A 25,269-nucleotide genomic window follows, 5' to 3' on the forward strand; every position below is an offset into this window, starting at 1 on the left:
TTTTATTGAATGAAAAGAAAAGTTACTAAAAGAAAGCAAACTTCAAATCGTAAATCAAAATCAAGTAGTTCATTTGGTCGCGTTTTTCGGTTTCTTATAGTATCAATTTTTATAGGTCTTTTTCTAGGAGCTGTTTATCATTATCGTAATGGTTTAGCTTATTACTTTAGTTTTAAAACAGACAAAGTTGTCGAAAAAGAAACCGATGATAAACGTCTTTCTGATGTTAGAAATTTTCAGGTTTTAGCAAATCACAAAGGTAAATCGATTGGATTAGATGTGTCCGAATATCAAGGAAAAATTAGTTGGTCTTATGTTGATACCTTAGAGCAAAAATACCCTATAGATTTTGTGTTTATTAGAGCAACTGTTGGAAAAGATAGAAAAGATTATCAGTTTAAACGAAATTGGATAGGAGCTAAAAAAAATAAAACAATTCGTGGAGCGTATCATTATTATCGTCCAAACGAAAATTCTATTGAGCAGGCAGACCTGTTTATTAAAACAGTTAAACTAGAGAAAGGCGATTTACCTCCCGTTTTGGATATCGAAAGATTGCCGAAAAATCAATCTCTTGATAGTTTGAAAAAGGGATTAAGAAGATGGTTGGATAAGGTTGAAGCACATTATAAAGTGCGCCCAATAATTTATTCAGGCGAAAGTTATTATGATGATTTCTTAAAAGAAGAATTTAGTGATTATCTTTTTTGGATAGCCAATTATAATTTTTACAGAGAAAAAATCGATGAGGATTGGCTATTTTGGCAATTTACAGAAAAAGCAACTGTGCCAGGAATTAAACATACAGTAGATGTAAATATCTACAACGGAGATTTACAGCAATTACAATTTATAACAGTCGATTAAGTCTTAGTTTTTAGTTGAAGGTTACAGTCTCAGTAAAAAAAAATCGCAGTATTCAAGTTTTTTTAGACCGAATACTGCGACTGGATACTGAATATGAATTCGTTTTAAAATTCCAATTTCTTCTTACGTAGTTCAAAATTTTGACCTAGATATACACGACGTACCATTTCGTCTTCTACCAATTCTTCAGGTACACCTGCTTTTAGGATACCTCCTTCAAACATTAGGTATGTTTTATCAGTGATAGCAAGAGTTTCTTGTACGTTATGGTCAGTAATTAGGATTCCGATGTTTTTATTTTTTAATTGAGCTACAATTCGCTGAATGTCCTCTACGGCAACAGGGTCAACTCCTGCAAAAGGCTCATCTAGTAAGATAAACTTAGGATCAGTAGCAAGAGCTCTTGCAATTTCGGTACGACGACGTTCTCCTCCCGAAAGTAAATCCCCTCGGTTAGTACGAATGTGTTCTAAGCTGAATTCTTCAATTAGGCTTTCCATTTTTGCCACCTGTTCTGCTTTGGATAACTTTGTTAATTGTAGTACGCTTAATATATTGTCTTCAATGCTTAGTTTTCTAAAAACAGATGCTTCTTGTGCCAAATACCCTATTCCGTGCTGTGCCCTTTTGTACATAGGGTAATCGGTGATGTTTAAATCATCAAGATAAATATTACCCGAGTTGGGTTTTACCAATCCTACAATCATATAAAATGATGTGGTTTTTCCAGCACCATTTGGACCCAAAAGGCCAACTATTTCTCCTTGATTTACCTCGACAGAAATACCTTTTACTACACTACGGCCTTTGTAGGTTTTGATTAAATTATCGGCTCTTAGTTTCATTTTTTTTAATTAGATAATATGTCAATTTGATAATGAGATAATTATATCTCCAATGAGCAAAATAAAAGAAAATAAATCAATAGAATAAATGAATTAACATATTGTCAAGAAAATTATCTAATTATCCCACTTTCTAATTCCCTTGCTCTTCTAGTGCTTCCCAAAATTCGTATGCTCTTCGCAAATGAGGAACTACGATTGTGCCACCGACTAAGGTTGCTATTCCCATTGCTTCCATCATTTCTTCTTTGGTGATACCTTCTTTAAAACTAGTTTCAAGATGGTATTTTACACAATCATCACAACGTAAAACGGCTGAGGCAACTAAGCCTAAAAGTTCTTTTGTCTTAACATCAAGAGCGCCTGCAGCATATGCGTTAGTGTCTAGGTTGAAAATTCGCTTTACAATTTTGTTGTTATCTGCTAGTAATTTCTCGTTCATTTTAGAACGATAATCGTTAAATTCTTGAATGATATCAGACATTTAATTCTTTGTTTTGGTTTTTATATACAAGTACCGAAATGAAGATACTCAATTCATATATTAGTAACATTGGTACAGCTACAATTGTCTGACTCACAACATCTGGAGGAGTTACAATTGCTGCTACAATTAAAATTATAATCACAGCATATTTCCAGTATTTTCTTAAAAAACGAGGAGTAACCAATCCTAATTTTGTAAGGAAATAAATAACGATTGGTAGCTCAAAAAATAGTCCGCCAGCTAGGATACTTGTTTTTACCATTCCCATATAAGACTCTAGTGTGAATTGATTTTTTACAATATCACTTACTGTAAAAGTCGCTACGAAATTTACAGACATTGGTATTACTACAAAATAGCCAAATATTACGCCTAAAAAGAAAAGTAATGAGGAAACAAAAATGAATACTTTGGCATTTTTACGCTCTTTCTCGTATAGTGCTGGACTAATAAACTTCCATATTTCGTATAAAATATATGGAAAACTCAAGATGAATCCTGCTAAAATACACATCCATACAAAGACATTTACCTGACCCTCCATTTGCGTATTCTGAATGATAAATGGCATTTCGGTAATACAAATGTTCTCAGCAAATCCTAGTTTATGCGATAACTCACAAAAAAACTGGTAGGTGAAGAAAGTTGGTCTTGTTGGTCCGAAAATAATTACGTCAAATAAGTAGTCACTTATAAAGTAAGTTAAAAAGGCCATTATGATTATGGCAGTTGTGCTTCTAACTAATAGCCATCTTAATTCTTCAAGATGGTCTAAGAACGACATTTCGCCTAGGTTTTTTTTCTTTGTCATTATACGATTCCTTCTTTTAAAATGTCATGTAAGTGTAATACGCCTTTGTATTCTCCGTTGTCAGAAACAATTAGTTGCGTAATTGAGAAATCTTCTAATATGTTCAATGCGTCGACAGCCATTGTATCTGATGATACCATTTTTGGATTTTTAGTCATAATGTCTATTGCGGTTAAATCGGCAAAAGTATCTCTGTCGTTTAGCATTCTTCGGATATCACCATCAGTGATAATTCCGATTATTTTATCATTTTCTACAACAGCAGTTACACCTAGTCGTTTTTCTGATATTTCAAATATAACTTTTTTGATTGGAGAATCGGGGGCAACAGCAGGTTTTAACGAATGTTCAATCATGTCTTTTACACGAAGTAAAAGTTTTTTCCCTAATGCGCCTCCTGGATGATAAACAGCAAAGTCTTCTGGTTTAAAATCACGCATTTCCATCAAACAAACCGCAAGAGCATCTCCCATTACCAGTTGAGCAGTAGTGCTATTGGTTGGAGCTAGGTTTATCGGGCACGCTTCCATCTCAACAGTAGTGTTTAAGACATGATCACTGCCTTTTGCTAAAAAAGAAGTTGTGTTTCCTGTAATAGCAATTAGTGTATTGCCAAAACGTTTTAATAACGGAACTAAAACTTTGATTTCTGGACTGTTACCGCTTTTAGAGATGCAAATGATTACATCTTCATTCTGAATCATTCCTAAGTCACCATGAATTGCTTCAGCGGCATGAAGAAATAATGAAGGTGTTCCAGTAGAGTTGAAAGTGGCAACCATTTTTTGTGCAATTATTGCACTTTTTCCTATTCCGGTGACTACTAATCGACCTTTTGTTTCGTATATCTGTTGAACAGCTTGAGTGAAATTTTCATCTAAAAAATTTATTAGCTTTGCAATTGCTTCACTTTCAGATAGTATTGTTTTTTTAGCAATAGCTAATATATTTTCTTTTGTTATCAAAACAGAATAGTTAAAATTTGTAAGTGTAAAAGAAAGTTGTATCTTTATTGATGCAAATTTATACAAAATACCATAAAATAAAGAATGAATTCAAACGAAATTGAAATACATAAAGAATTAAAGAAGTATTTCGGCTTTAGCCAATTTAAGGGATTGCAAGAAGAGGTTATAAAAAGTATACTCAATAAAAAAAATACTTTTGTCATTATGCCCACTGGGGGAGGAAAATCGCTCTGCTACCAATTGCCCGCTTTAATTCAGGAAGGAACAGCAATAGTTGTATCTCCTTTAATTGCTTTGATGAAAAATCAAGTAGACGCTATTCGGAGTCTCTCTTCAGAAAACGGAATCGCTCACGTTCTGAATTCTTCACTTACCAAAACAGAAATTGCTCAAGTAAAAAAGGACATTACTTCTGGTTTGACAAAATTATTATATGTTGCTCCCGAATCATTAACCAAAGAAGAATATGTTCAGTTTCTTCAAAATGTACCTATTTCATTTGTCGCTATCGATGAAGCGCATTGTATTTCAGAATGGGGACATGATTTTAGACCTGAATACAGAAATCTAAAACATATTATTAAACAGTTGGGTGATGTACCAATTATTGGTCTTACTGCAACTGCTACACCGAAAGTTCAAGAAGATATTTTAAAAAATCTTGACATGTCCGACGCTAATACTTTCAAGGCGTCGTTTAACAGACCAAACTTATATTACGAAGTTCGTACGAAAACTAAAAATATAGAATCGGATATTATTCGTTTTATAAAACAACACAAAGGAAAATCCGGAATTATATATTGTTTAAGCCGTAAAAAAGTAGAAGCAATTGCAGAGGTTTTGCAGGTAAATGGAATTAGTGCAGTTCCTTACCATGCAGGACTAGATGCAAAAACAAGAGCAAAACATCAGGATATGTTCCTTATGGAAGATGTAGATGTTGTAGTAGCAACTATTGCTTTCGGAATGGGAATCGATAAACCCGATGTGCGTTTTGTAATACATCACGATATTCCAAAATCACTCGAAAGTTATTACCAAGAAACAGGTCGTGCTGGACGAGATGGAGGTGAAGGACATTGCTTGGCATATTACTCCTATAAAGATGTAGAGAAATTAGAGAAATTCATGTCAGGAAAACCAGTTGCTGAACAAGAAATTGGATTTGCCTTGTTGCAAGAAGTGGTGGCTTACGCCGAAACATCGATGTCACGAAGAAAGTTCCTACTTCATTATTTTGGAGAAGAATTCGACAGCGAAACAGGAGAAGGAGCCGATATGGACGATAATGTTCGTAATCCGAAAACCAAAATCGAAGCCAAAGATCAAGTGGTGAAATTATTGGAAATTGTACGTGATACAAAACATATTTATAAATCTAAAGAAATAGTATTTACATTAATAGGACGTGTAAATGCAGTAATTAAAGCACACAGAACTGATTCGCAATCTTATTTCGGGTCAGGTTCAGATCATGACGAAAAATACTGGATGGCATTACTTCGTCAAGTATTAGTAGCAGGCTATTTATCAAAAGATATAGAAACCTACGGAATCATAAAAATCACCAAGGCAGGATTGGATTTTATTAAAAAACCAGTTTCGTTTATGATGTCAGAAGATCATGAATATAATGAAAGTGAAGATGAAGCTATAGTAACGGCGTCAAAATCAGGAGGTACTGCCGATGAAGTTTTGATGGGGATGTTACGAGAACTACGAAAAAAAGTTGCTAAGAAATTAGGTGTTCCTCCATTTGTGGTTTTTCAAGATCCTTCACTCGAGGATATGGCTTTAAAATATCCAATCTCTATTGCCGAATTGTATAATATTCATGGAGTAGGTGAAGGGAAAGCCAAAAAATATGGAGGAGATTTTGTAGCCTTAATAAATAGGTATGTTGAAGAAAACGATATTATTCGTCCCGATGACTTGGTTGTAAAATCTACAGGAGTTAATTCTGTAAATAAATTATACATTATCCAGAACATCGACCGAAAATTATCACTTAATGATATTGCTTCAGCAAAAGGACTTTCGATGGATGCCTTGATTAAAGAAATGGAGCAAATTGTATATTCAGGAACAAAACTTAATATAAAATATTGGGTAGATGATATGCTTGATGACGATCAGCAAGAAGAAATTCACGAATACTTTATGGAATCAGAATCAGATAAAATAGAAGATGCTCTTAAAGAATTTGATGGAGAATATGATATCGATGAATTACGCTTAATGCGAATAAAATTTATTAGCGAAGTAGCTAATTAAAAGTGTACAGTCGCAGTTTTTAGTTTTCAGTTTTACTGAGATTATAACTGCGACTGTTTTTTGTTTCAAGTTTTTTCTTGTTTCAAGTTCTGCACTGCAACTGAAAACCGCAACTGTTGTTTTGAATCAAGTTCAGTACTGCGACTGAAAAATGTGACTGAAAACTAAGTGGTCTCAGGGAATACTTCCCCTCGGTGCGGTTTTAAAGCATCACGTACCTGAATCATGTTTTCATCGGTTACAACCATATAAGCAATAGCATACATATCGTTTAGGATTGTAAATCCAGTTATATTTAAAGGTAGCTTTTCGATAGCAATGAATTCTTTTAAATGAATCTCATGATGTTCTGCAGTTTTTGCTGAGGCAGGACCACGGAAATCCCATATTAGTTTTATTTTTCTTGACATTATTTATAGGTACAAAGTTTCAATGAGGCAAAGGTACAAAGTCTTTCTTATGAAGAGTGAAAAACTTATTGTGGAATTAACCGCAAAGTGCGCAAAGAGCTAATTTTATTTCATGTATAGAAAACACAAAGTTCGCAAAGCTTTGTGTTGATCTAGCTTTGCGAACTTTGTGTTTTGTAAAAACATAACTTTAAAAAAAACTTAGCGCACTTTGCGGTTAATTATATAAAGTCAGTTCAAAATGTTATTTTTGCACGTTCTTTTCATAAATAGAAAAGCTAATTGAATAAATAAAACAAAATGCCAAGAGAACTTTTACTTCAAGTATCGCCCGAAATAGCTGCAAACGAGTTGTTGCTAAAAGAACATTTGTCGAAACAAATTAAGGTTTCTCCAAAGGAAATTCAACATGTATCTATTTTAAAGCGTTCGATTGATGCCCGCCAGAAAGCAATAAAAATCAATCTGAAAGTGATGATTTATTTGCAAAATGAAGTTTTTAAACCGGTTAAATTTGAAATTCCAGATTACAAAAATGTATCGGGAGCACAAGAAGTAATTGTTGTGGGAGCAGGTCCTGCGGGTCTTTTTGCGGCTTTGCAATTAATAGAATTAGGATTGAAACCAATTGTACTTGAAAGAGGAAAAGATGTTCGTGGTCGCCGAAGAGATTTAAAAGCAATAAACACAGAGCATTTTGTAAATGAAGATTCTAATTATTGTTTTGGAGAAGGCGGGGCAGGAACATACTCAGATGGTAAATTATATACTCGTTCAAAAAAACGTGGAGATGTAACAAGGATTCTTGAGTTATTTGTGGCTTTTGGGGCTTCTGAAGATATTTTGATAGAAGCGCATCCGCATATTGGAACTAATAAGTTACCAAAGATTATTCAGGATATTAGAGAGAAAATTATTGAATATGGAGGCCAGGTTTTATTTGAAACCCGAGTGACTGATATTCTTTTGAAAAATAACGAAGTTCAAGGAGTTGTAACTCAAAAAGGAGATATGATAAATGCTAATAAGTTAATATTAGCAACGGGGCATTCTGCTCGTGATATTTTTGAATTATTAGATAGAAAGAAAATTTTTATTGAGGCTAAACCTTTTGCCTTGGGTGTAAGAGCCGAGCATCCTCAATCTTTAATAGATAGTATACAATATAGTTGTGATTACCGTGGAGAGCATTTGCCTCCAGCGCCATATTCTATAGTGAAACAAGTGGGAGGAAGAGGAATGTATTCATTTTGTATGTGTCCAGGTGGTGTAATTGCCCCTTGTGCTACAAGTCCTGGTGAAGTAGTTACCAATGGTTGGTCTCCTTCTAAAAGAGATCAGGCTACAGCCAATTCTGGAATTGTAATCGAGTTAAAATTAGAAGATTTTAAGCCGTTTGCTAAATTCGGAGCTTTGGCTGGAATGGAATTTCAAAAAAGTATTGAACAGAAAGCATGGCATTTGGCGGGAGAAACTCAAAAAGTTCCGGCACAACGTATGGTTGATTTTACTCAAAATAAAGTTTCATCGGATATTCCTAAAACATCTTATGTTCCTGGAACTACTTCGGTAGAAATGGGACAGGTTTTTCCAGGTTTCTTATCTCAAATATTACGTGAAGGTTTTTCTGAATTTGGTAAATCAATGCGTGGTTATTTAACCAATGAAGCAATACTTCATGCGCCAGAAAGCAGAACATCTTCACCAGTAAGAATTCCGAGAGATCCATTAACTTATGAGCATTTACAGATAAAAGGGTTGTATCCTTGCGGTGAAGGAGCTGGATATGCTGGCGGAATTATATCGGCAGCTATCGATGGAGAAAAATGTGCTTTGATGATTGCCGAAGCTTTAAAATAATTTGCGGGATGCTTATATAGAGGTAAAAATATTCTTATTTTAGTTGCTTGGTAGTTAAATTGTAATTTTAGATTACGGTTTAATTACCAGGCAATTTTTTTTAAATATATATTATGATGTTATTAGATATTGAAGAAAAATATGGATTTACATATCCAATTATTTATAAGAACCTTTCTCTAGACGGGATGCTTACTGTTGGGGAATATGGTCCTGATTGGTATTTGACTGTTTATCCTAAATTAAAAGAAAACCCTCCGTTGCTTTTACATTCTTATGATTTTGAGTTGCTTGATCTCAATAATGTAAATGAAGCAATAGAAGAGTTATTAGATCCAGAGGATTATCGTCAGATAAAAGAAGAATTCAAATTTATACCATTCGGACAAAGCGGAGCTGGAGATCATTATTGTTTCTTTTTAAATGAAGAAAATAATGGAGAGAATCCTGTGGTTTTTGTTTGGCATGATGCGAATGAAGTAAATTATCTAGCAAAGAATATGCAGGATTTTATTTTTAGAATGCTTTTAACAGATATGTCTGATCAAGATATTTATAATGATGTAAGTGACAAGGAGTTTAAAGATAATCTTGATAAGGTTCTTAAAACTCATAAAAAGTACCTAACGGATAAGCAAAATGATATTTTGCAGACTATATTTAATCGAGAAATTATAGACTATGAAATCTTATTGCCTAAAGCGAAAGAAACTAAAAGAGGGTTATTAAGTGATGTCGAATTAAAAAAGATATTAGTTGAAATTATCCCATTTGATAAAATGGATGCTAGTTTTGAGTATTCAGATAATTAACGTTTATTAGCGTTTAAAAATTAAATCACTTAATAAATTGTAATGAAAAATTTCTTTTCTAATTTTTTTGGCAGAAATAATGATCCAAAATCAATTGTTTCTTTTGATGTTATATATTCCATCTACTCTTATTTATATAACGAGGTAAATAGTGTTGAATTTAAAATGAAAGGGGTTCATGATACTGTTTCTGTAAATTTTTATTCATTCCCAAGTTCATTTGATCATGAAGAAGGAAGGGATGAAATCAAGAAAAATGGTTTCAAGAATGCATATGAGGTTTTAAATGAATTGTATAAAAAGATTGATATCGGAGTGCTTTCGGAAGAGGTTATACAAGAGAGATTAGAATACGATTATATTCATATTCAGTTTTATTCTGAGCCAACTCCAGAATCAAAAAAACACCTAAAACATGTCTTGCATAATTTTATCATTTTCTTTTGTTGTACTAATAGTTTAGAGACAAATGATTTCAGAATTTTATATAATAACAGTTATTTTTTGGATTATACAAAAGGGATTTTAGATACAGAATATATTGATGTAAATAATCCTAAAAATGAAATTCAGAAAATAGGGTTTAAAGAATTTGAAAGAATCTTGCAGGGGATTTGTCAATATATGGAAATTGAAATACCTGATAGCGTCGCGCTTCCTTCGCAAGAAAATTTATTGCCTGAAGATGTTGAGGTTACTCAGGAAACTTTTGAAGAATTTATCGAATTGGTTTCTAGAGGAGATGTAGATGAAAAATTGGTTCAAAAACAATCGAAAAAACTTTTAAAGAATTTTAAAAAAGGAGTAACTGAATATCATGCAATAGTTGAAGGGCAATGGGCCTTTTTTGAAAGTATCGATTGTTGGAACAGCGATTGGAAATTTGATCCTGAAGATGCTGAGTATTTTATTTCTGAAATGATAGGTGAGGATCTTAATTTTGAATATCCTGAAGAAACGTATAGTCACGATTTGTTTCCTTATATTCAATCGGCTTTAGAAAAAAGAGGTCTTGAATTAATGACTTATGATACGCACGGAGATAATTATTTGTTTTTTGTGGCAAATAAAAGTGATGTTACCAGAATCATAGAATTATCAGAATTGACAAAGATTGAGGTTGAACAGTTGTAACTTGTTGCTACGAATTCATGAATTGTTTTATATAAACTTTGACAAAGGTCTGTAGAAGTGAAAACCGAGACTGATAACTGTTTACGCGTGAGGGATAGAACTAAGCTACCGAAGTAGCAGTGAAAGCCCGACAGCAATATAAAAAGGGGCGACTAAGCGATGCAATAGTTAGCCCCTTTTTATATTGGTGGCACGCCCAGATTATTTACGGAATCAAAATTATTTTCCCTGTGCTTTTTCGGCTTTCTAAATAATCATGTGCTTGTTTTCCTTCGGATAACTTAAAGGAAGTGGGTGTGGCAAGAGAAATTTTTCCTTCGATAATCCATGTAAATAATTGATTAGCTCTTTTAATTCTTTCTTCTCTTGTGGTTAGATAACTCCATAAATCGCCACCAGTTAATGTTTTAGAAGTATCCATAAGCATTCTTGGATCAACTGGCTCAGGATCACCACCAGCCATTCCGAAAAATACGACTTGACCACAATTTTTGGTTACTTCGAAACTATCATTTAAGGTACTGCCAATGCTATCGTAAACAACATCGGCACCATTTGGTGCTACTTTAAAAATTGATGTTTTCCAGTTATCATTGTATAAGAATACATAATCGGCTCCTTGCTCGATAGCGATTTTAGCTTTATCTGATGATGAGGTTAACCCAATTATGGTTGCGCCCAAAAGTTTGCTTATTTGTGTAAGGAATTGTCCTACTCCTCCGGCAACAGCATGAATAATAACAGTTTCTCCTTTTAATGTTTTGTGACTATCTGTTGCAAGGTAATGCGCGGTTAATCCTTGTAGTAAAATAGAGGCTCCTGTTTCAAAATCGATTGCTTCTGGTAGCGGAATTACATGATTTACATTAACGGCAACGAGTTCTGCATTTGCAAAAGGAACATCAGCAAAGGCAATTCTGTCTCCAATTTTGAACTCGGAATGGTTGTTTGTGTTTATTACGATTCCAGAACCTTCGTAACCAGCTATAAAAGGAGGGTTTCCTTTAAGGTGATAGTTTCCTTTTCGCCGATATACATCTGCAAAGTTTAATCCAATGGCTTTCATTTCGACTAAAATTTCGTCGTGTTTTAATTGCGGATCTGGGATATCAATGTATTCGAGTACATCGGAATTGCCAAATGTGGAAAAAGTTAATGCTTTCATTTTTGTTTAATTGTAGCTGTAAAAGTTTATGAAGAGGGTGATTTTTGTTTATAGTTTAGGTAGATTGAATTCATTGAATTTGCTTTTTTGAGAAGCTAGTTTCTCAATATCTTGCCATTTTCTAGGAGAATCGATAGATAGGTTTTCGTAGGAGTCTTTTTTTATGAGAATGTCATCTTCTATACGTACGCCTATATTCCACCATTTTTTATCGCATTTGCTATTTGCTGGAATGTAAATCCCTGGTTCTACTGTAATAATCATGTTTTCTTTAAGTAAGCTTGTTGGGCCTTTATAATTTCCTTTATCGTGAACGTCTAGGCCAAGAAAATGGGAACATCCGTGAGGGTAGTAGATGTTTACTTCTTTTAAATCATTGATGATTCCTAGTTTAAGTAGTCCTTTGGCTAAAACTTCTTTGGCCTTGATGTTTAAATCTGCAAGTGGGGTTCCTTCTTTGCAGATTTTAAAAATTTCTTCTTGGGCATCATATACCAATTGATAAATGGCTTTCTGTTCTTCTGTGAATTTTCCGTTTGCGGGAATGGTTCGGGTTACATCAGCAGAGTAACCATGGTATTCTGAACCTACATCCATTAATAATAATTGATTGTCTATTTTTGTGCTATTATTTTCGCCATAATGCAAGATACATCCATTGGCTCCAGCACCCACAATTGGTGGGTAGCCTTCTCCTTCTGCTCCATACTTTCTGTGAATATAAGCGTGAATACCATCGGCTTCATTTTCACTCATATCAGCAGTAATAGCTTTCATGACTTCATTATGTGCAATGCAGGAAAGTTTAACTGATTTACGCATTAAATCAATCTCTTCAGGGGTCTTTATTTCTCGTAGTGTTGCTGTGATGTTTTCAAATAATAGTAAAGAATTGACATCTTCATTTGTAATTGCAGCTTTTGTCTTAAATGTTTGTAATAATCCAAAAAGGTCGAAACCACTTGAGTCTTTGCTAATGTCGGTTGGGATTTTATCATAAATGAGTTTGTCAAATTTTTTTAAATCAATATCAAAATCTTTGAAGTCTTTTCCGTTGTAAACTGCCTTAAATCCTAATTTAGATTTTGTTCCATTTATGCCCAAACGTCTTCCTGTCCACATTTCATGGGCAGTATTTTTTTCTCTAACAAAAAACACTTCATTATAAGCAGTATCACCGCTCCCTTGTGTCTCCTTAAATAATAATAAAACCGCATCTGGTTCTTTGTAACCACTTAGGTAATATAAATCAGGATTTTGATGAAAATTATAATTAATATCTCTTGAGAATTTTCTTTCGGGATACGAAAAAATTATTGCGACAGAATTTAAGGGCATCAAATTTCTAAAAGCTTCTCTTCTGTCTTTGTGAAATTCTTTCGAAAGATAATCTGTAGGTATGTTTTCTTGTGCATTATTTTGGTTGAAAAACAATAAGAATAAAAGAGATAGGAATAGGTGTTTCATTTCTTTTGGTTTGGTTAAAAGGTTCATTGTCTTATAGATTGATGCAAATTACGAAATTTTACCTTTTGATTCTTAAAATAAAAAAGCCACTTATTTTTGTAAGTGGCTTAGTGAATTAATAATTACTTCTTTTTTAATTTGTCTTTAAAAACTTTTTCAAACTTTTCTATTTTTGGCTGAATAACCATTTTACAATAAGGTTGGTTTTTGTTATTATCATAATAATTTTGATGATAGTCTTCGGCTTTGTAAAACTTTGTAAATGGTTCTACAGCGGTAACAATAGGATCATTATATACTTTTGCTTTTTTTAAAGCGTTTATGATGTTATTTGCAGCATTTTTTTGTTCTTCATTTTTGTAAAAAATAACAGAGCGATATTGACTTCCTACATCTGCACCTTGTCTGTTTAATGTTGTGGGATCATGTACAGTAAAAAAAACTTTAAAAATCTCATCTAGGTTTGTTATGTTTTTGTCATAAGTGATCTGAACTACTTCGGCGAAACCAGTTTTTCCTGTTGAGACTTCTTCATAACTTGGATTTGTAGTTTTTCCTCCTGAAAATCCAGATACAACAGATTTTACCCCATTTAAGTTTTCATAAACGGCTTCTACACACCAATAGCAACCTCCGCCAAGTGTAATAGTGTCGTAGTTGGATTGCTTTTTTGTTTGTCCAAAGCTATTAAATGATAGAATCAAAAGGCTAATTAAAATTGTATTTTTCATAATGTTATTTATTATCAGGTATAAAGTCAAGTGCAATTGAATTCATGCAGTATCTTTTTCCAGTAGGAGCAGGTCCATCATCAAATAAATGACCTAAATGGCCACCACATCTACCACAAAGAACCTCAGTTCTTTCCATACCTAGTGAGTTGTCTTGTTTGTAAATAGTACTTTTTTTGTTTTCTTGCTCAAAAAAGCTTGGCCATCCGCAACTACTTGAAAATTTGGCGCCAGATCTAAAAAGTTTATTTCCGCAGGCTGCGCAATAATAGGTTCCTTTTTCATCAGTGTTCCAGTATTTTCCAGTAAAAGGTCTCTCGGTATCGGCATGTCTCATTACTTCGTAAACATCATTAGGTAATACCTTTTTCCATTGAGCATCTGTAAGATTTAGTTTTGTAGTGTCGGTATTCGAGTAATATGGATTATCAGGTTTACTGATTTTATTTTCCATAGGATTATTTTTTGTTGATGTATATTGTTCTTTTTTATTTTGTCCACAGGCTTGAAAGATAAACAGCGGAAGCAAAAATAATAAGCTTAAAAAGCGGGCTCTTGTTTTCATAATTAATTGATTTAGTGATGTAAAAGTAAGGTGTCTTTAATTGGTGAATTGTCGTGCACTTTACAAATAACTATGTATTTAAGTAAGTTTTAACTATTGTTATTTACGTATAAAAAGCAATTTTAGTTTTAAAATGAAAGACTACTGCCAGGATGTCTTTAATACACTCATAATCATGATATAAAATTAAAATTTTACTGAATGCAAGGCTCGTTAAACTTTTCACAAACTTTTTCTAGGCTCTAAAGCAATTTCTTTTTTCGTATTTTTGTGTGTTTAATACCAATTATGATAGAAGAAAACGTAATATTAGTTAATCAAAATGATGAGCAAATAGGCTTGATGCCAAAAATGGAAGCTCATGAAAAAGCGGTTCTGCATCGTGCATTTTCAGTTTTTGTTTTAAATGATAATAATGAAATCATGTTACAGCAACGTGCGCATCATAAATATCATTCTCCGTTACTTTGGACTAATACATGTTGTAGTCATCAGCGAGAGGGGGAAACTAATATCGAAGCAGGAAGTCGAAGATTGTTTGAAGAAATGGGGTTTAAAACGCCACTTAAAGAACTTTTTCATTTTATATACAAAGCTCCTTTTGATAACGGATTGACAGAACATGAATTGGATCACGTTATGATTGGACGTTATAATGGAATGCCTACTATAAACCCAGAAGAAGTAGAAGCTTGGAAATGGATGAAAATAGAAGATGTAAAAACAGATATGCAATTACATCCTGAAATTTACACTGTTTGGTTCAAAATAATTTTTGACGAGTTTTATCATTTTCTAGAAGACCATAAAATTTAAACCAAAACCTACATGAGAGTAACGATATCAAGGAAAGCACATTTTAATGCTGCTCATCGACTGTATAGAAAAGATTGGACTGCAGAGAAAAATGATGCCGTTTTTGGGAAATGTAATAATCCCAATTTTCATGGTCATAATTATGAATTAACTGTTAGTGTTACTGGAGAAGTTGATCCAGAAACAGGTTTTGTGATAGATGTGAAAATATTGGCAGATATTATATATCAAGAAGTAGAATTACCATTTGATCATAAGAATCTTAATCTTGATGTGCCAGAATTTCAAGATTTAAATCCAACTGCAGAACATATTGCAGTAGTGATATGGAATAAAATTAGAAAAAAAATAAATCCCGATTTTGATTTAGAAATCGTGTTATATGAAACTGCTCGTAATTTTGTAACCTATAAAGGAGAATAAAATGTCATTAAAAGTAGGAGATATTATCCCGAATTTTACAGCTAAAGATGCTAATGGAGAAGTGTTTGAAAGTAAAGATGTGCTTGGTCGTAAACCTTTGGTTATTTATTTTTATCCTAAAGATAATACGCCAGGTTGTACAACAGAAGCCTGTAGTTTTAGAGATCAATATGAAGACTTTGTAGCTTTAGGAGCCGAAGTAATAGGTATCAGTAGTGATAGTGTTGATTCTCATCAAAAATTTTCTCATAAACACCATTTGCCATTTGTACTTCTTTCAGATGCAGATAAAAGAATAAGAACTCTTTTTGGAGTTCCTTCTGGACTACTTGGATTGTTACCAGGAAGAGTAACTTATGTTGTCGATAAAAATGGAGTTATAATCCTGATCTATGATAGTATGGTTGCTACCAAGCATATTCCTAAAGCACTTGAAGCAATTAAAGAATTAGTATCATAAGTTTAAAAATATAGTATCATACATGATTTCTTAAATGAATGAGTTTGTATGAAAAATAAATAATATAGATGGATCTAAAATTATATCCTTTTCAGTTTGAACCAATTTTGAAAGAGAGAATTTGGGGCGGAGAAAAATTAAAAACCGTATTAAATAAGCCAATTACGTCTAAGATTACTGGCGAAAGCTGGGAATTATCTACTGTAGAAGGGGATGTAAGTATTGTTGCAAACGGAAGTTTGAAAGGAAAGACACTTACTGGTATAATAGAAGAATTGCCAAATGAAATTTTGGGGACAAAAGTTTACAAACGATTTGGAAAACAATTTCCATTACTTTTTAAATATCTTGATGCTCGCGAAGATCTTTCGATACAGGTTCATCCTAATGATAAACTAGCAAAAGAACGACATAATTCTTTTGGTAAGACAGAAATGTGGTATATTATGCAGGCTGATGCCGATGCAAGGATTATTGTAGGTTTTAAGGAAAATTCAAGTAAAGAGGAATATCTTGAAAATCTAAATAACAATTCGCTAGTTTCTATTCTTGATGATGTAAAAGTTAAATCAGGAGACGTTTTTTTTCTGGAAACAGGAACAGTTCATGCCATAGGAGCAGGACTAGTAGTTGCTGAGATTCAACAAACATCGGATGTTACGTATCGTTTGTATGATTTTGATAGAGTAGATGCAAAAGGAAATAAAAGAGAATTGCATGTAGATTTGGCGTTGGATGCTATTAATTATAATAAAGTAGATACGTATAAGAAATATGATAAAGAGCTAAACAAATCTAATGGAGTAGTTGATTGCTCTTATTTCACTACAAATTTTATACCGTTAGAAGGTCAGGTTGAGGTATGTAAAAGCAAAGAGAGCTTTACTGTGTATATGTGTGTTGAAGGATCTTTTTGTATAGAATATAATGGAGAAAAATTTATATACGTAAAAGGAGATACTGTGTTAATTCCTGCTACTATGAATGCATTCATTCTCAATGGAAAAGCTTCAATTTTAGAAATTTACATTTCATAGCTACTAATACAAAGATTATGTGTATTTTTGCAAACGCAAATTAAAATTAAAATAAAATGGCAAACGTTAAGAATTTAAAGAAAGACATCAACTACGTTTTAGGAGATATTATTGAAGCAGTTTACTTATTTGAAATTTCTACTACAGGGAAACCATCTACAGAAACTAATGCTTTAATCGATGAGGCTATTGCTGCTTTTGATGCTTTGATCACAAAAGTGAACGCAAAGAACGTAGAAAATAAAAAATCACACTTCAAACAAATCAATGTTGAATTGGAAGAAACTGCTAATCAATTGATTGCTAAAATCAACGAATTGTAGTCGGAAAAAACTATAAAAAAGTGCAAATTTATGTTGTGAAATTCAAAAAACAGCTATATATTTGCACCCGTAATGAGTCGCCAGCGTAGCTCAGTTGGCTAGAGCAGCTGATTTGTAATCAGCAGGTCGTGGGTTCGAGTCCCTCCGCCGGCTCAAAATAAAACCATCCGATAAGGGTGGTTTTTTATTAGTATTGAAAGTGTGAAATTATTTTGGTAAACCAAATTATTCTTGCATTTCCGCCCGTAATGAGTCGCCAGCGTAGCTCAGTTGGCTAGAGCAGCTGATTTGTAATCAGCAGGTCGTGGGTTCGAGTCCCTCCGCCGGCTCAAGATAAAACCATCCGATAAGGATGGTTTTTTATTTGTATTAAAAATGTAAAATTTTTTTTGGAAAATTCAAAAAAGCACTTTACATTTGCACCCGTAATGAGTCGCCAGCGTAGCTCAGTTGGCTAGAGCAGCTGATTTGTAATCAGCAGGTCGTGGGTTCGAGTCCCTCCGCCGGCTCAGAGTTAAAACCATCATAGAAATATGATGGTTTTTTTTTGCCTTGTATTGAGTTTCTATTGTTATTATCGGATCAATACTAAAACTTGATAGCTATTAGTTAGCTTGTAGAAAAAAGAATTTGGTGTTTCTCAGCTCTTAAAATTAAGGCTTAAAGATCTTTATTTTTAATGTGAAGTAAGAATAAGATTAACTGGATTGACATTGTGTTTTAAAGAGGTGATAAATGCGTTAGCAGAGGTATGATATGTTTAAGCTTTGGTTTTTAAATGTGATTAAGTTCTAGTTTTGTAGGTTTCCTGAGAAAGATATGAAATTATAGGATTTGTAGAATGTAATTTGAAAAAGTCAAAAAAAAAATCCTGCTTTTATTAAAGCAGGATTGATATTGTTGTAATGATCAGAGTCTATGTTATTGTTCTTTCTTTATTTTGGCAACATACTCGGTAAGTTTTTTTCCATAAAGAGATTGAGCTACTTTAGGAGTCATCGATTTTTGGATTGTATCCAAGAATTTAATATTGATGTCGTATATGTCAGATAAAGCAATATATGGTGCTATTTCGTAATCTTTGTTGTTGATAGCAAAGTTTGTAGCATATAAGTATTTTCGTTTGATATTTGACTCTTGTCTTTCGTTGATGCTATCTAATGTTTTCTGGTTGTTGCTTTTCATTGCTTTAAACCTTAACGCTACAAGATCAAGATTAGAATCATTAAAGCGTGAGCTTATTTTTCGGTAATCCTCATATAATTCTTGGTTTTTTGATCCAGTAATTTTAGCGCCTGAGATGTATGTGTCTAGATTTGTATCGATGTTTATATTGCCTGGTTCAGCAAAGAATAATATATTGTTGTCTAGTGAATTACTTACTCCACGATCTAGAAATAAATAAAGCATTTCTGGAGACTTTAATTCAATGTTAGTTTCGAAAGTTGAATTACCATCGATTTTAATACTATCAATAGCGACTAATGAGGTGTCAACAATTCGTTGTATATATAAGGTACCATTTTTTAATCCTTTAATATTTCCTGTAATATGCAAATTGGTTTTTGATTCGTTTTTGCTACAAGAAGCTAAAAGAACAAGGGTAACGAATGCAATAATAGTTTTTTTCATTGTTTATAGATTTTCGTGCAAAATAAAGAAAATAGTTTTAATATAAACATAGCTAAACTTTTAATTTGTAAAAAAATCTCAATCTATTTCTAAATTGAGATTTCTTTGTTTTTATTTCTTATTATCCTTTTAACCAAGCGTTTCTAAGAGTTTGCTTGGAGTTGTCTGATGCTTTAAAAGTATTTTTTTCTTCGTAAGGAAGTTTAACTACTCCTTTTAAAGTTTGTTCCTTACCATTGCGTTTTATCTTAATGGTTATAGGGGTGTTTTCTTTCCATGATTGGCTTTCGGTTATCATGTCGTATATGTTTATCAATGAATAAGGCTTTTCGTTTATAGATAAAATATAGTCACCTCCTCTTAGATCAAGTGCTTTGAAAAAAGGGTTTAATTCGATTTCTGGAATAACCATAATTTCTTTAGTCTCAGGGTTTATAGTGATGTATGGAACTTGGCCTTTTAAGAAAATTGTTCCAGGAACTTTCTCTGTGGCTTTAGTTACTCCAACTTTACTTAAGTAAAAATCGTATGGGATTGGAGTTGTTCCTGCTACGTAAGTGTCTAAAAATGATCCAACTTCAGGATAAGTTAATTGTGTGATTTTAGCAAAGAGTTCATTGTCGTTAAATGGTTTAGTGATGCCATATTCATCCGATAACTTATGCATTAAGTCTAGAATTCCTCTTTGACCATTGCTTTTTTCTCTAATAATAATATCGATACACATGCCAATAAGTGCTCCTTTTTCATATACATTTAAGTATTGGTCTTTGTAGGGTTGCTTTAAGACATTGGCGCTCATTTTTGTAAAGGACATAGTGTCGTTCATTTTTTTTGCATGCTCTACTTTCTCAGCAATACGGGAATAAAATTCAGGTTCGTCAATTAGGCCTTGATTGATCTGGAAAAGATTTGCAAAATATTCGGTAACGCCTTCGTACATCCATAAATGCTCAGACATTTTTGGTGCATTATAGTCGAAATATTGAATTTCTTTTGAGTGAATGGTTAATGGAGTTACAATGTGGAAGAATTCATGAGAAACCACATCTTTCATTGATTTTATTAATTCATCTTTAGGCATCATTTCAGGTAAAACAACGGTTGTTGCGGTAGGATGTTCTAAAGCTCCAAATCCATGCGCATCATCAGGTTTCATGGTTGATAAATACAATAAAACAGTATATTTTTTAGTTGAGTTTATTTTTCCTAAAAAGTTTTTCTGAGCAGTCATTATTGTTTTCATTTCAGGAGTGATACTTTCTGCGGTGTACTTTCCTGTTGGTGAATATACAGCTATTTGTATTTCCATTCCGTTTACATCAAATGAGGTGTAATCGGGTTTAGAGTACATGATTGGGTTTTCTACCAAAACAGCATAATGAGAGGTTGTAAATACGTCGCTAGTATTGCTAGCATCTTCATCAGTCATTGAGGTTGCTCCCCAAAGTGATGCTGGATGTGTAACGGTTACTTTGTAAGGAATGTCTAATTTGTCTTGAAAATAGCCTACAAAACCATGCGTGTTTATCATGAAATTAACTCCAGAATCGATATTTGTACCTGCTGGAGAGAAGATATCGTCATTGCCAAATCCTGTGCCTTTTTCAGTATCGAAAGTGTCGTTGACTAAATAAGTAATCGTTTTTAATGTTTTTGCATTAGATATTGACCAAGTGTTGTCATCTGTTTTCTTTACAGGAAGGAGTGTTCCTTTTGAATCAAACGCTTTCAGGTCCTCAATGAATCTACCGTAATTATCCTCAGAATATGTTCCGGGAACAGTTTTAGGGATGCTGTAAGTTACTTCATCAGTATTGATTTTAGGGGTTGTAATCGTAACTAGGACTTTGTCTTCTTTTACATCAGTAAGATTTATACTGACCCCTATTTCTTGTTTTGCAACTGTATTACTCGTTGAGCTAGCTGTTTTACAGCCTATAAATACAGCTACTAATGCTAATGTGGCTATTATTCTTTTCATAACTTATGAGTTTATTTTTACTATTGGTCTTTATAGATTGAAGTAAGTTACAAAAACATTTTAATTTTATTTATAGGTGTAAAAAAAAACTCCTGTTTCCAGGAGTTTTATAGTTAGTCTAATTTGTTCTTTATGTAATATTTACCATCCAAATCTTCATCAAAATCATCTATTTTGACTGGTTTTGGCTTAGGTTTGTTAGCAATAGCTTTCTTTTTCCACATTTCAAATTTCTCTGCGGGCATTTTCTTTTTCATAATTTCTAAAACCTCTTTTTCAGCCAATCCAAATTCTTTTTTGATAATTTCAAAAGGATTCTTTTCTTCTAGGGCTAATGTAACAAGTTTTTCTGTTTGTTCCCAGTTCAATTCTTTACGGTTACTCTTTTTCATCACGTGAAAATTAATTCAAATAGGGGTTAATGATTAATAATAGATTGATTTTCAATTTAGATATCAATATTAATGAAAAAAATAATTACTTCGTCGCTTATGGTAGATTTTTTTTGTTGATTTTAACCGTTTTTTTGCGAACGTTGTTTCTGAAACGGAATTTGTAATAAATTCTTCAAGTTATTGTGTTCTTCAGGGTTCATATGGGTGTCAACTCCATAGATGATTTTTTCTTTTGGTAGTGTCATAAATGTTCCGAAAAGACGGTCCCAAACAGAAAAAATATTTCCGTAATTGCTATCTGTATAGGGTAATACATAATGATGATGTATTTTGTGCATATTTGGAGAAACAATAAAGTAACTCAAAAAAGAATCGACTTTATCGGGTAGAGAGATATTCGCATGGGTAAATTGAGTAGATATAACAGATAATGTTTGATATAGAAAAACCATCCACATGGGGCTCCCCACAATTAAAACACCAAAAGTTGTAAAAATAAACCGAATTATACTTTCTCCAGGATGATGTCGATTGCCACTTGTGGTGTCAATCCAGGTGTCAGTATGATGAATAAGATGAAAACGCCATAAAAATTTAATTTTATGCTGGGTGAAGTGAGCCAAGTACGCTCCTATTAAATCCAATAATAACAATCCTATAATGGTATATAACCATAATGGTATTTCGGGTAACCATTGTAAAATGCCGAAATTGTTTTTAATTGCCCAATCAGCAGTTTTTAATAAGACAAAAGCTAAAACAAAGTTGATGATGATTGTAGTTAATGTCAAGAAAAAATTGATTCCAGCATGATTCCATTTTTTATAGCTGAACTTAAAGAGAGGAAAAGTGTTTTCTATGAGCCAAAAAAAAGTTATTCCGCTTACGAGAATTAAACTTCTGTGTGAAGATGGAATAGTACTGAAGTAAGAAATAATTTCATCCATTACGAAAGTATTTACTCAAAATTAATGATTTTGTTGATATGAAATTAAAATGGGGCTTAAAATTTTGATTTTCAGTATTGTAATTAAAGCATGATTGCTATAAAGTAAAAAGAGAAGAAATGAAGTGGTAAGACTTATTTTCTTCTCTTTGTATAAAAGGATATTACTTGTTTGGTGTTTTGTAAATGCAACAAGTAGGTAAGGAGTTTATGTTCTTTTTATTAAACTAATAATGAATAATAAAACCCAAGCGCCACCAACAGCAATTATAATTTGCCATAGTAAACCGCCACCACCGATACCTAGTTTTCCAGCAATCCATCCACCAATAAGTCCACCAACTATTCCAACAACAATATTGCCAAGGATTCCAAAACCTGAGCCTTTCCATATTTGGCCAGCTAGCCAACCAGAAATTGCTCCAATAAGTAAGAAATATAAAAATTCCATATTTTAAAAGTTTAAAGGATTAATAATCGATTTTAATATAATAATTTAAGCTGCGTCATGATTTTGTAACAATGTTTTATATATAATTCCTGCTACAATTGCTCCTAAAATTGGGGCAACCCAAAATAACCAAACTTGAGATAATGGTTCACCTCCAACGAAAACTGCTTGCGATAAAGATCTCGCTGGATTTACAGATGTATTTGTGATCGGGATGCTTATTAGGTGAATTAATGTTAATCCTAGACCAATTGCCACTCCTGCAAATTTTCCATTTGCAAATTTATCTGTAGCGCCAAGAATGATTAATAAGAAAAATAAAGTAAGTACAAACTCTGCTATAAATGCCGATTGTAAGGAGTATCCGTCTGGTGAAAAAGCTCCAAAACCATTTGATGCAAAGGCACCAGCTTTGGTATTGTCTATCATGAAACCTGCTTTGCCAGATGCAATTGTAAATAAAGTTCCTGCTGCCGCAATTGCCCCAATACATTGTGCAATAATGTATGGTGCTAATTCTTTTGCGGGGAATCTTCCGCTAGCCCAAAGTCCAAATGATACAGCTGGATTAAAATGGCCACCAGATATATGTCCTACAGCATAAGCCATTGTTAAAACTGTTAATCCAAAAGCTAGAGCTACTCCAGCAAATCCAATTCCTAGATCTGGAATTCCTGCCGCGAAAATTGCACTTCCGCAACCTCCAAATACAAGCCAGAATGTTCCGAAAAATTCTGCAAAAAGTTTTTTCATAATAAAAGTTTTTAAATTAATGTCTAAAGGTTAAAAAGTATATTGATAAGCCCAATAAATCAAAACTAACTGAAAAGGTATGCGCAATAGTAGAATCCATCTAGGTAATCCAAAACTTGCTTTTTCATTTTGATACATGTATATATGTGTTGGGAAAACTGCGACTAATAACGCAATAATCCCCCATGCCGCAAAATGGGATGTCGCTGAGATTAATAGGAGCGATCCTAATATAATCTCAGCGACACCGCTTAAAATATTTAATAATTTTGGATTTGAAAAATAAGATGGAATGATCTTTAGATACATTCTGGGACTTCTAAAATGATTTAACCCAGCAATAATATAAAGCGAAGCCATTAAATAGATATGCCAAGGTAAATTCATAATAGTTATTTATTACGAATTTATGAAATAATTGGTAATTTAGTGTGATATATTGATTATTTTTAACAAGTATCATGAATTGTTTATTTCTGCTTCTGAAAATTTAGATTCATAATAATAATCGCAAGTATGATTAAAATTATACCAATCCATTGAAGAAATATTACTTCTTCATTTAATAGTACGTAGGCCATCATTACAGATACAGGAAGTTCTAATGCCGAAACGATACTTCCTAGTCCAATTCCTGTAAGAGGGAAACCTGCGTTCATAAGCATAGGAGGTATAATTGTACCAAAAAGTGCAAGAATGATACCCCATTTTGTAAAAATTTCGAAGTTAAAAGGAGTTACTTGTGTCGCTATTCCAAATGAAAAGACAATAACCGCTCCTCCTAAAAGCATATATAAACTACGTTGTGCTGACGAAATTTCGGTAGCAACTCGGTTTGCAGTAAACATGGTTGTGGTAAATGATGCAGCGGCCAAACAACCCCACATAAGACCACGCCAATCTAACTGAATCTCGTTTTGAGTAATATTAGTAGCCAAGACTGTACCTCCTAAAACAATAATTACAGCGATTACTTTTTGTTTAGAAGGAAGTTTTTTCTCTAAAATCATTTCTAGTAAAACTCCCATCCATACCGTTTGCATCAATAAAACAATTCCGATAGAAACTGGAATGTATTTTACAGCTAGGTAATAAAATAAACTAGTCATACCTAATGAAGTTCCAGCTATCATTAACTGTGCAATGTTTTTTGGAGATGCCTTAACAACTGTATTTTTATGTTTTGCTTTTTGAAAAGCGTTGATGATTAGGATTCCAATGATTCCTAATATAAATTGAGAAGTAGTTACTTCTGCTGTAGTGAATCCTTCATCGTATGCCATTTTTACAAAAGTGGCTAACATGCCATAACTTGTTGCGCCAAATGCTACTAGAAATACTCCTTTTAATACGTTACTTTTTATCATTTTATATAATTTACTGCTTTTTGTTTTAAAAAATAAAGCCTGCAAAGATAGTCTTTAGTAATTGATTTAAAAAACGCTTTTAGTTTGGATATTGCATTTGGAACGTTGTTCTAGTTATATATTTTATTAAAAATACCTCAAAATGAAGTTATTTTGATTTATTCATAATTATTAGTATGCTCATTTTTTTAACCAGCATAATTAAATTTCGATTAATGTTTTACATTATTTGATGAATTTTAATAAGATTATTTAAAGTTATGGAAATAGCTTGTGCTAAAAA

General features: G+C 32.9%; 27 protein-coding genes and 3 tRNA genes. 13 read left to right on the forward strand and 17 right to left on the reverse strand.

What is annotated here, in order from left to right; genetic code table 11:
• Nucleotides 1-9: 9 nt before the first annotated feature.
• Nucleotides 10-867, forward strand: coding sequence for a glycoside hydrolase family 25 protein (locus tag LPB87_RS04795; protein ID WP_129539731.1), 858 nt, complete (start codon nucleotides 10-12; stop codon nucleotides 865-867).
• 104 nt (nucleotides 868-971) lie between these two features.
• Here the strand turns inward: LPB87_RS04795 and lptB are convergent, their stop codons facing one another.
• From lptB to LPB87_RS04815, 4 genes are all read right to left on the reverse strand, one after another.
• Nucleotides 972-1,712, reverse strand: coding sequence for an LPS export ABC transporter ATP-binding protein (lptB, locus tag LPB87_RS04800; RefSeq protein ID WP_129539730.1), 741 nt, complete (start codon nucleotides 1,710-1,712; stop codon nucleotides 972-974).
• A gap of 133 nt (nucleotides 1,713-1,845) precedes the next feature.
• A complete protein-coding gene (locus LPB87_RS04805; protein WP_230605125.1) occupies nucleotides 1,846-2,196 on the reverse strand; it encodes a carboxymuconolactone decarboxylase family protein in 351 nt (116 codons plus the stop codon).
• Entirely contained in the window at nucleotides 2,189-3,010 is an 822-nt protein-coding gene (tatC, locus tag LPB87_RS04810; RefSeq protein WP_129539728.1) for a twin-arginine translocase subunit TatC, read from the reverse strand. Before tatC ends, LPB87_RS04805 begins: the two co-directional genes overlap by 8 nt.
• Complete coding sequence (locus LPB87_RS04815) at nucleotides 3,010-3,975, reverse strand: KpsF/GutQ family sugar-phosphate isomerase (RefSeq protein ID WP_230605126.1); 966 nt, start codon at nucleotides 3,973-3,975, stop codon at nucleotides 3,010-3,012. Before LPB87_RS04815 ends, tatC begins: the two co-directional genes overlap by 1 nt.
• 84 nt (nucleotides 3,976-4,059) lie before the next feature.
• Here LPB87_RS04815 and recQ point away from each other — a divergent pair, with 84 nt between their 5' ends.
• Nucleotides 4,060-6,255: a DNA helicase RecQ gene (gene recQ / locus LPB87_RS04820; protein WP_129539727.1), complete on the forward strand. Its 2,196-nt coding sequence runs from the start codon at nucleotides 4,060-4,062 to the stop codon at nucleotides 6,253-6,255.
• 164 nt (nucleotides 6,256-6,419) lie between these two features.
• On the opposite strand, the gene LPB87_RS04825 is transcribed toward recQ, so the two are convergent.
• The gene (locus LPB87_RS04825) at nucleotides 6,420-6,665 is read right to left on the reverse strand and encodes a hypothetical protein (protein ID WP_230605127.1); all 246 of its coding nucleotides are present in this window, start codon (nucleotides 6,663-6,665) and stop codon (nucleotides 6,420-6,422) included.
• Between the two features lie 300 nt (nucleotides 6,666-6,965).
• On the opposite strand from LPB87_RS04825, the gene LPB87_RS04830 reads away from it, so the two are divergent.
• The 3 genes from LPB87_RS04830 to LPB87_RS04840 all read left to right on the forward strand — a co-directional run bounded on the left by LPB87_RS04830 (nucleotide 6,966) and on the right by LPB87_RS04840 (nucleotide 10,471).
• Nucleotides 6,966-8,525: an FAD-dependent protein gene (locus LPB87_RS04830; RefSeq protein ID WP_230605128.1), complete on the forward strand. Its 1,560-nt coding sequence runs from the start codon at nucleotides 6,966-6,968 to the stop codon at nucleotides 8,523-8,525.
• A 113-nt stretch (nucleotides 8,526-8,638) separates the two neighbouring features.
• Nucleotides 8,639-9,337 (forward strand): SMI1/KNR4 family protein, encoded by a 699-nt coding sequence (locus LPB87_RS04835; RefSeq protein WP_230605129.1) that lies wholly within the window; start codon nucleotides 8,639-8,641, stop codon nucleotides 9,335-9,337.
• Nucleotides 9,338-9,379: 42 nt separating this feature from the next.
• Nucleotides 9,380-10,471, forward strand: a complete 1,092-nt coding sequence (locus LPB87_RS04840) for a hypothetical protein (RefSeq protein WP_230605130.1) — start codon at nucleotides 9,380-9,382, stop codon at nucleotides 10,469-10,471.
• A 205-nt stretch (nucleotides 10,472-10,676) separates the two neighbouring features.
• On the opposite strand, the gene LPB87_RS04845 is transcribed toward LPB87_RS04840, so the two are convergent.
• From LPB87_RS04845 to msrB, 4 genes are all read right to left on the reverse strand, one after another.
• The gene (locus LPB87_RS04845) at nucleotides 10,677-11,636 is read right to left on the reverse strand and encodes a quinone oxidoreductase (protein ID WP_230605131.1); all 960 of its coding nucleotides are present in this window, start codon (nucleotides 11,634-11,636) and stop codon (nucleotides 10,677-10,679) included.
• A gap of 48 nt (nucleotides 11,637-11,684) precedes the next feature.
• Nucleotides 11,685-13,103 carry an aminopeptidase P family protein gene (locus LPB87_RS04850; RefSeq protein ID WP_230605132.1) on the reverse strand — a complete coding sequence of 473 codons (1,419 nt, stop codon included), beginning with the start codon at nucleotides 13,101-13,103 and terminating at the stop codon, nucleotides 11,685-11,687.
• A 122-nt stretch (nucleotides 13,104-13,225) separates the two neighbouring features.
• A complete protein-coding gene (gene msrA, locus LPB87_RS04855) occupies nucleotides 13,226-13,834 on the reverse strand; it encodes a peptide-methionine (S)-S-oxide reductase MsrA (RefSeq protein WP_129539721.1) in 609 nt (202 codons plus the stop codon).
• Between the two features lie 4 nt (nucleotides 13,835-13,838).
• The gene (gene msrB / locus LPB87_RS04860) at nucleotides 13,839-14,399 is read right to left on the reverse strand and encodes a peptide-methionine (R)-S-oxide reductase MsrB (RefSeq protein ID WP_230605133.1); all 561 of its coding nucleotides are present in this window, start codon (nucleotides 14,397-14,399) and stop codon (nucleotides 13,839-13,841) included.
• A gap of 288 nt (nucleotides 14,400-14,687) precedes the next feature.
• Here msrB and idi point away from each other — a divergent pair, with 288 nt between their 5' ends.
• The 8 genes from idi to LPB87_RS04900 all read left to right on the forward strand — a co-directional run bounded on the left by idi (nucleotide 14,688) and on the right by LPB87_RS04900 (nucleotide 17,967).
• Nucleotides 14,688-15,215: an isopentenyl-diphosphate Delta-isomerase gene (gene idi / locus LPB87_RS04865; RefSeq protein WP_230605134.1), complete on the forward strand. Its 528-nt coding sequence runs from the start codon at nucleotides 14,688-14,690 to the stop codon at nucleotides 15,213-15,215.
• Between the two features lie 12 nt (nucleotides 15,216-15,227).
• On the forward strand, nucleotides 15,228-15,638 hold the full coding sequence (locus LPB87_RS04870; RefSeq protein ID WP_230605135.1) for a 6-carboxytetrahydropterin synthase: 411 nt from the start codon (nucleotides 15,228-15,230) through the stop codon (nucleotides 15,636-15,638).
• 1 nt (nucleotide 15,639) lies between these two features.
• Nucleotides 15,640-16,098, forward strand: coding sequence for a peroxiredoxin (locus LPB87_RS04875; protein ID WP_230605136.1), 459 nt, complete (start codon nucleotides 15,640-15,642; stop codon nucleotides 16,096-16,098).
• A gap of 68 nt (nucleotides 16,099-16,166) precedes the next feature.
• A complete protein-coding gene (locus LPB87_RS04880) occupies nucleotides 16,167-17,135 on the forward strand; it encodes a type I phosphomannose isomerase catalytic subunit (RefSeq protein ID WP_230605137.1) in 969 nt (322 codons plus the stop codon).
• A 56-nt stretch (nucleotides 17,136-17,191) separates the two neighbouring features.
• Nucleotides 17,192-17,458, forward strand: a complete 267-nt coding sequence (locus tag LPB87_RS04885) for a hypothetical protein (protein ID WP_129539716.1) — start codon at nucleotides 17,192-17,194, stop codon at nucleotides 17,456-17,458.
• Nucleotides 17,459-17,537: 79 nt separating this feature from the next.
• A tRNA-Thr gene (locus LPB87_RS04890) sits at nucleotides 17,538-17,611 on the forward strand.
• 102 nt (nucleotides 17,612-17,713) lie between these two features.
• Nucleotides 17,714-17,787: transfer RNA gene (locus LPB87_RS04895), tRNA-Thr, on the forward strand.
• Between the two features lie 106 nt (nucleotides 17,788-17,893).
• A tRNA-Thr gene (locus LPB87_RS04900) sits at nucleotides 17,894-17,967 on the forward strand.
• Between the two features lie 412 nt (nucleotides 17,968-18,379).
• Here LPB87_RS04900 and LPB87_RS04905 read toward each other — a convergent pair.
• From LPB87_RS04905 to LPB87_RS04940, 8 genes are all read right to left on the reverse strand, one after another.
• Entirely contained in the window at nucleotides 18,380-19,090 is a 711-nt protein-coding gene (locus tag LPB87_RS04905) for a DUF4369 domain-containing protein (protein WP_129539715.1), read from the reverse strand.
• Between the two features lie 121 nt (nucleotides 19,091-19,211).
• A complete protein-coding gene (locus LPB87_RS04910; protein WP_230605138.1) occupies nucleotides 19,212-21,074 on the reverse strand; it encodes a peptidase M61 in 1,863 nt (620 codons plus the stop codon).
• A gap of 113 nt (nucleotides 21,075-21,187) precedes the next feature.
• Nucleotides 21,188-21,466 (reverse strand): DUF2805 domain-containing protein, encoded by a 279-nt coding sequence (locus LPB87_RS04915; protein WP_039111648.1) that lies wholly within the window; start codon nucleotides 21,464-21,466, stop codon nucleotides 21,188-21,190.
• A gap of 122 nt (nucleotides 21,467-21,588) precedes the next feature.
• Nucleotides 21,589-22,416: a sterol desaturase family protein gene (locus LPB87_RS04920; RefSeq protein ID WP_230605139.1), complete on the reverse strand. Its 828-nt coding sequence runs from the start codon at nucleotides 22,414-22,416 to the stop codon at nucleotides 21,589-21,591.
• Between the two features lie 207 nt (nucleotides 22,417-22,623).
• Nucleotides 22,624-22,866 carry a GlsB/YeaQ/YmgE family stress response membrane protein gene (locus tag LPB87_RS04925; RefSeq protein WP_129539712.1) on the reverse strand — a complete coding sequence of 81 codons (243 nt, stop codon included), beginning with the start codon at nucleotides 22,864-22,866 and terminating at the stop codon, nucleotides 22,624-22,626.
• A 45-nt stretch (nucleotides 22,867-22,911) separates the two neighbouring features.
• Nucleotides 22,912-23,619 (reverse strand): aquaporin Z, encoded by a 708-nt coding sequence (aqpZ, locus tag LPB87_RS04930; RefSeq protein ID WP_230605140.1) that lies wholly within the window; start codon nucleotides 23,617-23,619, stop codon nucleotides 22,912-22,914.
• Nucleotides 23,620-23,649: 30 nt separating this feature from the next.
• A complete protein-coding gene (locus tag LPB87_RS04935; RefSeq protein ID WP_230605141.1) occupies nucleotides 23,650-24,006 on the reverse strand; it encodes a DoxX family protein in 357 nt (118 codons plus the stop codon).
• A gap of 83 nt (nucleotides 24,007-24,089) precedes the next feature.
• On the reverse strand, nucleotides 24,090-24,986 hold the full coding sequence (locus LPB87_RS04940) for a DMT family transporter (protein ID WP_129539709.1): 897 nt from the start codon (nucleotides 24,984-24,986) through the stop codon (nucleotides 24,090-24,092).
• Nucleotides 24,987-25,269 lie beyond the last annotated feature (283 nt).

Source organism: Flavobacterium sp. EDS (assembly GCF_020991525.1).
Lineage (GTDB): Bacteria > Bacteroidota > Bacteroidia > Flavobacteriales > Flavobacteriaceae > Flavobacterium.